Annotated in this window: 13 protein-coding genes; 3 read left to right on the top strand and 10 right to left on the bottom strand. The window is 52.0% G+C overall.

Translation table 11 applies throughout. The features are described 5' to 3' along the window. Window positions 1-80: 80 nt before the first annotated feature. The 3 genes from KQX66_RS04105 to KQX66_RS04095 all read right to left on the bottom strand — a co-directional run bounded on the left by KQX66_RS04105 (window position 81) and on the right by KQX66_RS04095 (window position 2,522). The gene (locus KQX66_RS04105; protein WP_216790077.1) at window positions 81-1,199 is read right to left on the bottom strand and encodes an FtsW/RodA/SpoVE family cell cycle protein; all 1,119 of its coding nucleotides are present in this window, start codon (window positions 1,197-1,199) and stop codon (window positions 81-83) included. A 115-nt stretch (window positions 1,200-1,314) separates the two neighbouring features. After that, window positions 1,315-1,695, bottom strand: a complete 381-nt coding sequence (locus KQX66_RS04100; RefSeq protein ID WP_216790075.1) for a DUF1634 domain-containing protein — start codon at window positions 1,693-1,695, stop codon at window positions 1,315-1,317. After that, on the bottom strand, window positions 1,692-2,522 hold the full coding sequence (locus KQX66_RS04095) for a sulfite exporter TauE/SafE family protein (RefSeq protein WP_253956903.1): 831 nt from the start codon (window positions 2,520-2,522) through the stop codon (window positions 1,692-1,694). Before KQX66_RS04095 ends, KQX66_RS04100 begins: the two co-directional genes overlap by 4 nt. Before the next feature lie 143 nt (window positions 2,523-2,665). On the opposite strand from KQX66_RS04095, the gene KQX66_RS04090 reads away from it, so the two are divergent. Further along, a complete protein-coding gene (locus KQX66_RS04090) occupies window positions 2,666-3,121 on the top strand; it encodes an Lrp/AsnC family transcriptional regulator (RefSeq protein ID WP_216790071.1) in 456 nt (151 codons plus the stop codon). A gap of 29 nt (window positions 3,122-3,150) precedes the next feature. On the opposite strand, the gene KQX66_RS04085 is transcribed toward KQX66_RS04090, so the two are convergent. Genes KQX66_RS04085 through KQX66_RS04070 form a run of 4 tightly spaced genes read right to left on the bottom strand, consistent with a single transcriptional unit; the run spans window position 3,151 to window position 7,152 of the window. Continuing rightward, window positions 3,151-3,354: a hypothetical protein gene (locus tag KQX66_RS04085; RefSeq protein ID WP_216790068.1), complete on the bottom strand. Its 204-nt coding sequence runs from the start codon at window positions 3,352-3,354 to the stop codon at window positions 3,151-3,153. Further along, window positions 3,351-4,439, bottom strand: coding sequence for a GerAB/ArcD/ProY family transporter (locus tag KQX66_RS04080; RefSeq protein WP_308647116.1), 1,089 nt, complete (start codon window positions 4,437-4,439; stop codon window positions 3,351-3,353). Before KQX66_RS04080 ends, KQX66_RS04085 begins: the two co-directional genes overlap by 4 nt. 17 nt (window positions 4,440-4,456) lie before the next feature. Further along, window positions 4,457-5,656, bottom strand: a complete 1,200-nt coding sequence (locus KQX66_RS04075) for a Ger(x)C family spore germination protein (protein ID WP_216790066.1) — start codon at window positions 5,654-5,656, stop codon at window positions 4,457-4,459. Between the two features lie 5 nt (window positions 5,657-5,661). After that, window positions 5,662-7,152 carry a spore germination protein gene (locus KQX66_RS04070; protein WP_216790063.1) on the bottom strand — a complete coding sequence of 497 codons (1,491 nt, stop codon included), beginning with the start codon at window positions 7,150-7,152 and terminating at the stop codon, window positions 5,662-5,664. Between the two features lie 220 nt (window positions 7,153-7,372). Between KQX66_RS04070 and KQX66_RS04065 the strand changes: the two genes are divergently transcribed. After that, on the top strand, window positions 7,373-9,088 hold the full coding sequence (locus KQX66_RS04065; RefSeq protein WP_216790061.1) for an alkaline phosphatase: 1,716 nt from the start codon (window positions 7,373-7,375) through the stop codon (window positions 9,086-9,088). A gap of 7 nt (window positions 9,089-9,095) precedes the next feature. Here KQX66_RS04065 and KQX66_RS04060 read toward each other — a convergent pair whose 3' ends face one another. Continuing rightward, window positions 9,096-9,905: a DUF817 domain-containing protein gene (locus KQX66_RS04060; protein ID WP_216790059.1), complete on the bottom strand. Its 810-nt coding sequence runs from the start codon at window positions 9,903-9,905 to the stop codon at window positions 9,096-9,098. 285 nt (window positions 9,906-10,190) lie between these two features. Between KQX66_RS04060 and KQX66_RS04055 the strand changes: the two genes are divergently transcribed. After that, window positions 10,191-11,105 (top strand): class I SAM-dependent methyltransferase, encoded by a 915-nt coding sequence (locus KQX66_RS04055; RefSeq protein WP_216790057.1) that lies wholly within the window; start codon window positions 10,191-10,193, stop codon window positions 11,103-11,105. 94 nt (window positions 11,106-11,199) lie between these two features. Here the strand turns inward: KQX66_RS04055 and KQX66_RS04050 are convergent, their stop codons facing one another. Both KQX66_RS04050 and KQX66_RS04045 read right to left on the bottom strand, forming a co-directional pair. Further along, the gene (locus KQX66_RS04050) at window positions 11,200-11,478 is read right to left on the bottom strand and encodes a DUF2277 domain-containing protein (protein ID WP_216790055.1); all 279 of its coding nucleotides are present in this window, start codon (window positions 11,476-11,478) and stop codon (window positions 11,200-11,202) included. A 180-nt stretch (window positions 11,479-11,658) separates the two neighbouring features. Further along, a complete protein-coding gene (locus KQX66_RS04045; RefSeq protein ID WP_216790052.1) occupies window positions 11,659-12,078 on the bottom strand; it encodes a VOC family protein in 420 nt (139 codons plus the stop codon). Window positions 12,079-12,185: the final 107 nt, after the last annotated feature.

Raw genomic sequence — 12,185 nt, 5'->3', positions numbered from 1 at the left:
TTCAAGAAAGAATAATAGGAAGAAGTGAAGATAAAATGCAGATCCGGTGCAAATCAGGTACAGGTTAGAGCAAGAACGCCTTATTCGAACGAGCCTTGATGAATTTTGACGCTTAAAACTAGGCCGAGCGCAACCATATTGGTGAGCAGCGAGCTTCCTCCGTAGCTGATGAACGGCAGAGAGATCCCGGTCAGCGGCACCAATCCGATATGCATCCCGATATTCACGTAAATCTGAAAGACAAGCATGGCCGTCATTCCCGACACAAGGTAAGAGCCCGCTAGTTCCTTCGTCTCCAAAATAATGCCGACCATCCGGTAGATCAGCAAAAAATACAGCATGAGCAAAATCGTCGCGCCCAAAAATCCGTACTTTTCACCGACAACCGCGAAGATCGAATCGGAGTAGGCGTAAGGGACAAAACCCTGCTGCTGGTACAGACCGTTATTTCCATGCAGTTGGCCCGAACCGATGGCGATTCGCGCTTGTTCATAATGCCACGACTTCTGGGGATCGCTTCCCGGTTCCAGGAACGTCTGGATTCTCGCCATCTGGTGCGGCTTGACGATCTTCGACAGCAGTTCACGGTCGGCATAATACAGCCACAGCACTGACCCTACCGCAATCCCGGCAGTGCCAACGGCGGTCAGCATATACGACAATCGAATGTTGCCCGTCCACAGCATCCCGAAGAAGATGCCGACAAATACGAGAGCCGTGCCCAAATCGGGCTGTTTCAAAATAAACAGGATAGGCAAGGCAAAAACGGCACAGACGGGAAGGAGATCCTGAACGAAGCGCAGCTTCTCTCCCTCCCGCTTTTGCAGCAAATGGGCAGCAAGCAGAATCGTGAACAGTTTCACCGGTTCGGAGGGTTGAATTTCCACGGAACCGATGCTCAACCACCGGGCCGCGCCGTTCACGACCTGCCCTTTCCAATGGACGTAGGCCAGCATTCCGATGCCGAAGGCGTACAAATAATACGCCAGCTTGCCGGTGAGTAACCGGTAATTAAGCACCGTGACCAGCAGCATCGGAATGCAAAAGACGCCGAAATACATCATGCTGCTGATATGCAGTCCATCCAATTTGGTCCCTGCGGTGGCCCGGTAAACCGCCACTGTACCGGCGGCCATCAAGCACAGCAGAAGCACAACGATGCCGCGGTCTATTTTTTTCAGCTTATCCAAAAATATCATACGGATACCTCGACCTTCGATTCTTGGGATTTGCGCAATCGTTCCGCCATAAAGCCCTCTATATAATGACGATACCCATGGCAAAAAGTAGCAGAGCGCACTCCCAAGCAGGCGCTTAAGCCTTGCCGAGCAAAAAGCTGACGATCAGAATGAGAAAAACAAGCAGGCTGATGCCCGCGTATAAATAATCTTTCTCCTTCAGGAAGACAAGGATCGAAATCCCTACCCGAAATACCGGTGTCAGAATTAGCATCAGCAGCCCCGTCAAAATGACGGCGTACGGCTTAAGCTGCAGCAAGCCTTGCCCGATTTCCGGCAGACGGGCCGGAAACGTCCTTCCCGGGTATCCGCTGTCTCCCAGAATCAGGAAGAGTGCCAGCCCCAATAAAATGACGGCCGCGCTCAGAAGCACTCCCGCCCGCAAATATTGGCTGATCCTAAGCTCCACGACGGTAATCGAACGACCGCTCTCTTGACGCCCATCCCCCTGGCTCATGCGATAACCCCCGTTCCTTGCAGGATCATTTGTACGGCAACGTACGTTAGGACCGGAATGAACCATTTGCGAATCGTCGTGCTTTTCATCCGCTGCATGATTCTGGCTCCGGCCGTCGCTCCGATCAATACGCCCAAAGCGACGGGAGCGGCTATCCCCGGGTCGATGTCTCCCCTGAACAAATACACACCCGCGCTGGCCGCGCCTGTTACGCCCATCATAAAATTGCTCGTCGCGCTGGATACTTTGAGCGGAAGCTTCATAAACACGTCCATCGCCATCACCTTAAAGCTGCCGCTGCCGATCCCCAGCAAGCCGGATACGACGCCCGCTCCGTACATGACTCCGAAGCCGCCGTACACATTGTCGACGTGATAAGAGACATTTTCGTTCAACGCCTTGTCATAGTACGCCCCTTGCAGCTTGAGCTTCCGGGCTAACGGATGGAGCGGAACGTCTTGAGGCAGCTCGCTCTTCGCTTTCTTCAGCATCGCCAATGCGGAATACAGAAGCAGCAGCCCGAAAATGACATACAGGACCGCGGGGGACATCAGACCGCCCAGGAACGCCCCCGTAATCGCCCCGATCGTCGTCGCGATCTCCAAAAACATGCCGACTCTGACATTGGTGATCCGGTCCTTGATGTAAGCGATCGCCGCTCCGCTCGAAGTCGCGATCACGGATATGATGCTTGCCCCGATGGCAAGCCGGATGTCTACGCCGAACAGAAGCGTCAGCGCCGGCGTCACGACGATGCCTCCTCCAAGCCCGAGAACGGAACCGACAATGCCCGCCAAGATGGAAATCATTAAAATTTCTGCTGCCATAATGGTCAAACTCTCCCACTCCCTTCGTTTACCCACATACATATGTATACTACATAATTTACTTTCGATCAATATATGTACATGTTCACTTTACATTGTATATGATATAATAAACATAAAGTTTCCGCGAAAGGTTGAAGCGCATGCAGTTTAAACATTTGGACGAAATCGACACGCAGATTCTGAAGTATTTATCCGAAAACGGACGGCTGAGCAACGCGGAATTGGGCCGCCTTGTCAACCTGACCCGCGCGGCCGTCCGCGACCGGATCAACCAGTTGGTCAGCAGCGGCATTATCGACCGGTTCACGATTACCGTGAACCCGCTCAAAGCAGGCAAAATGCTGTCGATGTATTTTGACATCGAAGTCACGTGGGAAAGTATGCAGCAGGTGATCGGCGAGCTGAAAGCAGACGAGGAAATCACGAACGTGTACCAGATGAGCGGCAAGCCGCACCTGCATGTCCATGCTCTGCTGGACGATCCGGAGCATGCCGAGCGGTACATGAAGAAGCTTCAATCGATTCGGGGGATTACTTCGGTTCACAGCGAGATTGTCATCGCTCGCCATAAGGAGCGGGGCGGATTATTAATTTAAGAGGACGGGGGCTTGGCCTGTCGGGGCGCCTATAGGCCTGCCCGGTCGAGCAGCCAGCCAAGCCACCGGAGCGGATTGATTTTGTGATGGACAAAAATACTTATCCATACGATGCAGCCAAAGCAGGACAAGGTGACGAACAGTCCGATTTCCTTTATCGATTTATGGCTGCGCAGCATCATAGCAAGGCCAACTCCGAGCGCTGCGAGGAAGCCTACGATGAACCAGATCACAGGGGCCCTCCCCCGTCTTTGTTCCGGTTTCTGCGAATCCGGGTCAGAATAATAAGCAGGATGGGGAACACGACTCCGTAAAGACTGGTGTATTGAAAAATATACCGCCTATCCCACTCGATATTTTCTACGACGTTCTCGCTGAACGTAATCGCAAAGCCGGATACCAATAGTAAGAGCGAAATGGCGATCCATGTTCGGTCGCTCAGCCGAAACAATTGGCAGATGCCGGTCACCGTGCAATGATACGTGATGCACAGCTTGACGAATATCCATACGAGCCAGACGATCACGATCGTCGTTTCCACGCGTTCGATAAATTCCGCAATCCGCAGCTCTTGGGCGATAATAAACAGCGGATACGTAAAATGGGAAGCCCGCGTCACGCCAAGCACGCCGATCGTCACAAAAATAATTCCGCTCAGGAAAAGGGTCGCCAGTCCGATGCCAAGCAGCAATGCGGTCTTGACCCTGCTCTTCACATAAGGAACCAGCATCGTCAAGGTGATGACTTCGAGAAACGGGAACCCGATAATAGCTCTTGTCTCCTTCATCGTCTCCCACACGTTTAACCGAAACATGGGCTCGAAGCGTTCCCACTTCCATTCGGACATCGCAAACAAGCAGATGGCGACCAGCATGAAAACGACCGCAGGGCTTAGAAGCTCGTTGACCCGCGCGATGCTCTCCACCCCTTTGACGGACGCATAGCACGCCACGATCAAAAACATAAAGTGAAATACGGAAATCGGCGTATTCGGCATCAGGGTCGATTTCATAAAGTCCCCCAAATTACGGGTCACCCAGCTTGCGGTCTGGATAAAAAACGAGATATACAAAAGCGCGATAAACCCGCCGATTTTATTTCCCGCCGCCTTGAGGCAAATCTGGACGATGCTCAGCCCGGGATTTCCTTTCGCCAGAACGAGCCACAGGCAAGCGACCAAGAGGACGGCAGCCCCCGCCCACAGCGGCACAAGCCAAGCATCCTGCTTGGCCGCGGCAATCATCCCGCCCGGTCGAAGAAAAAAAGCGGTGCCTATCGTAAAGTTAAACACCAGCAAAAAAAACTGCCAACCGCCGATGCGAGCATTCTCCAGCGCTATCCCCTCTTCTCTTTATACGGATCGATGGTCGTGCCGATGGTTCGGATGGTGCAATGGACGGCAAGCTGAAGCTCCGTTTTTTTCCAAGCCCCTTCCTCCTTCTTGATATCCGCCCATTCTTTACCCGATTTGCGCTTGATTTGCGCTTCGATTCCGAGCAGGTCCCACCCGAGCCGTTTTGTTTTCTCATAAAACTCGGAAGCTTTTTTCTTCACTTGCTCGTTAAACTGCGCTTTAATCTCAGCCAAATTTTGTTCGGTTAATTTTACATTCTGATCGTTGTCGTAAATCTGCGCCTGCGCATAAATATCCATTTTCAATACCGGTTTACCGGACACTGCCGTCAGCTGCCGGCGGACCTCAGGCTTCGGAGCTTGAAGATCGACGCGCTCCCCGTTGATTATCATCGATTCGTTCAACACGCCAATCCGCCCGTCCAATAAATAAAACCAAGACGTATCGGACGGTTCCAGCCGCCCGATCATCCGATCGTGCTTGAATACGGCGGCACCCTTCATGACGTAGTTCCCTTGATTGGCATCGATTTGTTCGTACCGTTTGGTGGTCGGCATCGGCTTGGTTCCGGATAAACTTACGATCGGCAGGACCGTTAGTATGGAGCTTTCCATGTTCTCGACCAAATCTTTCATGCGGGATCGCTTACTTTCCCGACCGGAGTATTTGGATTGAAACTCAATCATCGAACGTTCGGTCCGGCCCGGCAGTCTTTCAAGCGGAATATAAGTCTTCATCATATCCGAGAGCGGCGAATCCGTGACGAGCAAATGAATCGTAGCCCTTCGATCGGGCCGTTTCTCAAGAAAATTAAGCATTTCTCTTAATCCTTCTTTTGCAAACCGTTCGGACACAATCAGCGCTTGATAGTGATCATAGAAAGGCCGCCTCGGAACAATATCGAACGTTTTTTCAGCCAACTCCACTGCGGAGAATCCTTCAACCTTGTACGTATATACCGGAGCTTTGATGCCCGCTCCCTTTTGTATGGCGATTCCCGGAGGGTTAATCACTTGATAGTACGTCGTGTATTTCCCGTTACCGGGCTCCCTGTCCATTCCGACCAAGTCTACAATGGCGAGCTGATTGACCTCAACCATATCCCAGCAGCCCGCAAGACTGCAGCAGGCCGCCGCCAGCGCCAGCAGCTTTCCTGCACGAACGAATGTTTGAAGCATCATGCAGCTCACCTTTTTTTCCGTTTGGCGTCGTTCATGCGGGGAAATGTCGTCATCCACGGCCGCGGCACCCGGACCAAGATGTCCTTCCAGTCCGAGAAGAACGTCGGCGCAACCGGAGCCAAGTAAGGAACGCCGAACGACCGGAGCGAAGCCAGATGAACGAGCGTGAACAGCACTCCGCATAAAATGCCGAAGCCCCCCATAAACCCGGCCAAAATCATATATCCGTATTGCAGAAACCGCTGCGCAATCCCGAAGTTGTAGAAAGGAGCGACAAAATTGGCAATCGCGGTAACGGCTACCACAATGACCATCGCTGCCGATACGAGGCCGGCATTGACCGCCGCTTCGCCCAACACGAGCGCTCCGACGATCGATATCGCTTGACCGGCAATCCGCGGCATGCGCAGGCCCGCCTCGCGCAGCACTTCAAAGATGAGCATCATGAGAAACGCCTCCATGTAAGAGGGAAACGGTACCCCTTCCCGCTGTGCGGAAATATTGATCAGCAGCGCAGGCGGAAGCAGCCCTTGATGGTAAGAAGTTACGGCGATGTAAAGCGATGGAACGGATATGGCAAGCAGGAACGCCAAGAACCGGATCCATAACAAGAAGGTCGCGATATCCGCTCTCTGGTAATAATCTTCGGGAGACGTAAAGTATTGCATAAACGTGAAGGGGCCGATCAGCGTCAGCGGGCTGCCGTCCACCATGACCGCGACCCTTCCTTCCAGCAGATGAGATGCCGCGACGTCGGGCCGTTCCGTTCTCATTAAGGTCGGAAAGATGGTCAACGTTTTATCCTGAATCCATTCCTCCACATAAGTGCTGTCCAGAATACTATCCGTATGCATCGACCTGATTCTTCGCTGGAACTCGCTAATCACTTCCTCCGGTGCAAGATCCTTCATATAGACGATAAGCACTTTGGTTTCGGTTGCCGTGCCGATCTGCAATGACTCGAAACGTAGAGCGGTCGTACGGATTCTTTTGCGGATCAAGCCGACATTCGTCGCAATGTCCTCGATAAACGCTTCGTGCGGCCCTTGTACGGTGTTTTCCATCTTGGGCTCGGTCACGGTACGCTGGTAAAATTTCGCCGTATCGAGCACGAGCACATGCTCCGATTCCGGGATGACGAGCAGACACTTTCCGTCCAGAAGACTTTGCGCGCATGACTTCAATTCGGACGAGGCCGATATCGCGGCAACCGGTATCCTGCGCGATAGCAGTGCTCCAAGCTCTGACTCGCCGTCCCAAGCGGCAGACAACGTCTCCCCGGCAAACGTACGAAGAACGTTATCTTCGATTTTTCTCTTATCCGCCAAAGTTTCAATAAATAAATAGGTGCCTTCCAGGTTCGGGCCGAAGGTAAACGATTGATAAACGAGATCGGGCGGATTTCCAATCGTATGGATCAGCAGATCGACGAAAGATCGGGCGTCGCTTTTGTCAAATTGAGGGTTATCGCTTGGCGGCTTGGTCCCTTCGATCATACGAAACCTCCAGCTTTTCGTTATGCTTCATTTATTTCCATTCGATGGAGGTGTAATACCAGAGCCTAAAAGAAAAAACACCGCCGAGTAAACTCTTACGGGATATCCCCCACTTCCGTATGTGCAGCTCGGATTTAATTTTCCTAAACATTTTACGAATTACATAATTTTACTTATACTATTATAAGTTGGGATATTTATATACCGATGGGAGGAATTGATGATGAAGAAAAAAGCCGCACGTCTTATTATTGCATCCTTTTTATTAAGCAGCCTGATCCCGGCTTCACTACACGCTGGGAATGAGGCAGCGAAACCGCGGTCCAAAAACCTGATCGTGCTGATCGGCGACGGTATGGGCCCTGCTCAGGTTACGGCCGCGCGGCTTTATTCCAAAGCCATTCTGGGAGCGGAGAGCTTGCATTTGGACGGGTACTATGTCGGCCAGGCCAGTACGTTTTCGGAACGCGGGGAAGCGGACGGAACCGTCGAATCCGGCATGATTACCGATTCCTCAGCCGCGGGAACCGCTTTGGCCACCGGCCGCAAAACGTACAATTCCGCGGTCAGTCTCTCCAATGAAGAGGTGGCTATGCCCTACGCCTCCGTGATTGAAGCCGCGGAAGCGAAAGGTAAAGCGACGGGACTCGTCTCGACGGTAAGAATCACGCACGCAACGCCGGCCGTGTTCGCTTCCCACGTACGCAGCCGCAAGAACGAAGCGGCCATCGCTTCGCAAATGCTGGAAAGCGGCGTTGATGTTTTGCTCGGCGGAGGCGAGGATTATTTTACCGGAAAGGATGCCGGCGGAAAACGTCCGGACCAAACGATCGTTCCTGATTTCGAGGCCAAAGGCTATTCCGTCGTTAAAGATCGGACCGGACTTCAGGCGCTGACCCCAGGGCACGACAAAGTGCTCGGCCTGTTCAGCCGGTCGCACTTCGACTACGCCATCGACCGCGATAGCTCTTCCCCTAGCCTGACCGATCTGACGGGAAAAGCCATCGAGCTGCTTTCGGCCAAGCCCGAAGGCTTCGTGCTCATGATCGAAGGCGGCCGGATCGACCACGCCGCGCATGCCAACGATTTGCCGACCATGGTCAAGGAAGTGCTGGACTTCGACGCGGCTGTGAAGACGGCGATGGATTTCGCCAAAAAAGACGGTAGCACCTCCGTCGTCGTAACCGCAGACCATGAGACAGGCGGTCTGTCTCTGGGCCGGGATAACAGGTACGAGTTAAATATCGACCTCTGGAACCGGCCAAAGCAATCTTCCCAGGCGCTGAATGCAGCGCTTGAGCAAGCCCGAACGCCGGAGGAAATTAGGCAGCTCGTTCAAACGAACACATCGATTGCGGATCTCAGCGACGAGGAGGCCCGTTTCATTCTGAAAGGCGACGGGACGGACTATGAGCGGGAAGGCGCTTATAACGCCGTTATCTCCAAGCGGCTGCTGGTCGGATGGTCCGGCCACGGGCATTCCGGGGTGGACGTGGGCGTCTGGGCCTACGGGCCGATTGCCGAGCTGGTGAAGGGAAAAATCGACAATACGGACATCGCCAAAGCCGGCGCCCAAACGATCGGCGTCGATCTCGATGCCGCAACCGCCGGGCTGCAGGCCAAGTACTGGTATCCCAAGTTCAAGATAACGTCCGATCGATCGGTCGTCTACCCGGCCAAGGCGCTCGCCGCGAAGCTGGGCGCATCCGCAGACTGGGACGCGAATTCCGGCACCGTGCGGATTGTCAAAGGCGGCACAACGATTCTCGTGAACCTGAAAGACGGCAGCGCGACACTGAATGGTCGAGCGGCAGCCTATGCCGTCCATGTCGAGAAAGGCACGCTTTATTTATCCCTGGACGCATTCAACGAGCTCAGCGGGCTGAACATGACTTGGGACCCGCTTTCCGAGCGGATGGTGCTGAAAGCAGGCTGACCCTCCTCTACCTTTTGTGCCGCATGCTCGTATCGGTAGCCTTCTTTTTTGGGCGGAGCTCCTTTACATGCTTCAATTGGGCGACAATAATAAAGCTGACGATGACCAGCAGAAACCAGGAGCTGAACTTGCTCCACGACACCATACTCCAGCCGTTTTGTTGGTGGGGGTAGCGCCATGCCCCCAGCCAAGTTCCGATATTTTCGGCGATCCAGATGAAGAAGCCGACAAGCGCAAAACCAAGCGTGAGCGGCATCCGGTACAGGCTATCTCCCACCTTGAAATACAGCGTCGTGCGGAAAAACACCACAAACAACAGAGCCGCAAGCAGCCAGCGCAAATCGGGGATGAAATGGTGGGTCATAAAATTCAAGTAGATCGCCGCCCCTAGCGTTACCGTCCAGACGGAAGAAGGCCACCGGTCCAGACGGATGTGAAGCCTGCGCCAGGCTTGGCATAGATAGCTGGCCACACTCGCGTACATGAAACCGCTATAGAGCGGAACGCCGCCGATTTTGGTCCAGCCCGGCTGCGGATAATCCCAAGAGCCCATATGTACTTTGTACAATTCAAGCGCCAGTCCGATGAGATGAAATACGCAGATCACCTTCAGCTCATCGATCGTTTCCAGCCCTGCCCGCACCATGATGATTTGCACGGCGATACAGATGACGAGCATCCAGTCGTAAGCCGGCATTCCGGGCAGCGGCGCGATTTTCAACAAGGCCAACGAAAGAAAAATGCAAGCGGGAAACACGCAAGACATCGCTTCCTCGTAACCAAAAAGCAGCAGTTGTTTGCCCCATTTCCAACTCATATGCCATTCCCCTCCGTTTGTATCGAATGGCAGCGTTACCTGGATTGCCGCCTCTGCATTTATTGTAATTCGAAAAACAAGAACAAAAAGAGAAATGTGGAAATGATAAAATTCATATTTTTAAAAGCTGGCGTTAGAGCAGATTGCCAAGCAGTTCGGAATGAGCATTTTACCCTTGACAAAATTGTTTATTTATGCTATAATTTACATTTAAATAGATCGTGTGTATAATAAGATTCTCCTGGCCAGGGGAATCTTATTTTGTTTATGCTGGAGGATAATTGTATGAAGCCGAATGAGTCCAGTTTAACTTCCCTCGTATCCGCTTTTGGTCGAGCCTATCACAGCCAGTACGACACGCCCAAAATTTTCGATGATTTTCTTGCAATCGACCTTATTTCCCCAAAAGAGTTTTCGGACATCAGAGAAAATATGATTCGAGGCATACCGTTTTTCAATCCAGATATGGCTCAAAAATTTCAGGATGACCCCGATGAAATTTTAAAATGGATTGTCCAAGTCCAGCTTTCCCCGACGCCGCTGGCACGTGCTGCGTATTGCGAAAAAGTATTGCTTCATGAAGTAAAGCTGGGACTAAAGCAGTATGTTATCCTCGGAGCCGGGTTAGACACTTTTGGCTTCCGCCATCCGGAATTGAAAAATAGCTTGAACATATTTGAAGTGGACCATCCGGCGACCCAGGAATGGAAAAAGCAAAGGTTGGAGCATGCCAAATTTGACATTCCGGGCCATCTTCATTTTGTTCCTATGGACTTCACCCGTCAGTTTGCTTATCAGAATCTATTTGATGAAGGGTTTGAACATCACAAAACGTTCTTTAGCCTGTTGGGTGTTTCTTATTATTTAACGAAAGAAGAAATCTCAAGCCTGATCCGTCATTTATTTGCCAAAGTCCCGGCAGGCAGTTCGATCGTTTTGGATTATGCGGACGAAAATCTGTTTGTAGAAAAAGGGATGTCGAATCGGGTTGAAAACATGGTGAAAATGGCCGCCGCAAGTGGAGAACCGATGAAATCGTGCTTCGCTTATGACGAAATCGAGAAACTGTTGGAGCAATCGGGTTTGCTCATTTATGAACATTTATCGCCGGCTGCGATCCATGACCAATTCTTTCGTCAGCGGACGGATTATTTGTCTGCATTCGAAACGATTCATTATATCCATGCTGTAAAAAAATAATAGTTCTGTTAAAACGCAAATTGCCTCTCAATCCGCCGTTTAAGGGTTGAGAGGCTGTTTATGTTATCCCCGCTTCTCCGCTCGCCGCGGGGTCTTATTTCTCCCCAACGCCGAACCGTTTCGCCGATCGAATGCGGGCACGTTCGATTTCCACCTCGCGGTTACGGGGCTCGGCCTGGGTAACCAGCGAGTCCAGCAGCTTCCGGGCAGCCGCAGCGACTTCCTCGACGGCCAGTTGGAACGCTTCCTCGTTCGCCTTCGAAGGCTTGTTGAAGCCGGACAGCTTCCTTACGAATTGAAGCGAGGCGGCTTGAATCTCGTCCTCGGTTGCCGGAGGATCGAAGTTGAACAGCGTCTTAATATTTCGGCACATAGCTCTTCTCCTTTGGGCATCTTTTTTGTAGTCATCTTACTACACTCTTCTTCCGTACGCCAGCTGGCGATAGTCGCCCGGCCGCAAGCTCTCGTCTCAATGAGCTCGTGACAGCGTCATGCTTATGAAAAAACCTCCCAATTTGTGGGAGGTTCTTAGCAGCTATTCCTATTCCTATTCCTATTCCGCTTGTTGAACCGCACTTGCGTCCATATACATGACTTCCCACAGATGACCGTCGATATCCTGGAAGCTCCATGCGTACATAAAGCCATGGTCCGCCGGATCGTTCGAAGGCTTGCCGCCAGCGGCTAAAGCTTTATGGACAAGTTCGTCTACTTGTTCCCGGCTGTCGGCGGATAAGGCGACGATTACCTCCGTGCTTTTGGCGGCATCCGAAATGTCTTTTTTCGTAAACGTTTTGAAGAAGCTTTCCACCAGCAGCATGACGAACGTATTGTCATTGACAATCATACCAGTGGCGTTTTCGTCGGTAAACTGGGCGTTGAATTCAAAGCCGAGCTTCGTAAAAAATTCGACGGATTTGGTCAAATCTTTAACCGGTAAATTAATAAAAACTTTATCTGCTGTAAATGCCATGGCCGATCACCTCTTCGAGAATTTGCGATGCATTCGTGAAACCCGTAATTGACTGGCCTAACTCGCGCCAAAGCATCCAGGTCTCTGGAGACGAAATAACGACCCTC

Source organism: Paenibacillus oleatilyticus, assembly GCF_018998565.1.
GTDB lineage: Bacteria > Bacillota > Bacilli > Paenibacillales > NBRC-103111 > Paenibacillus_G > Paenibacillus_G oleatilyticus.
This window is presented reverse-complemented; position numbering and strand designations above follow the sequence as displayed.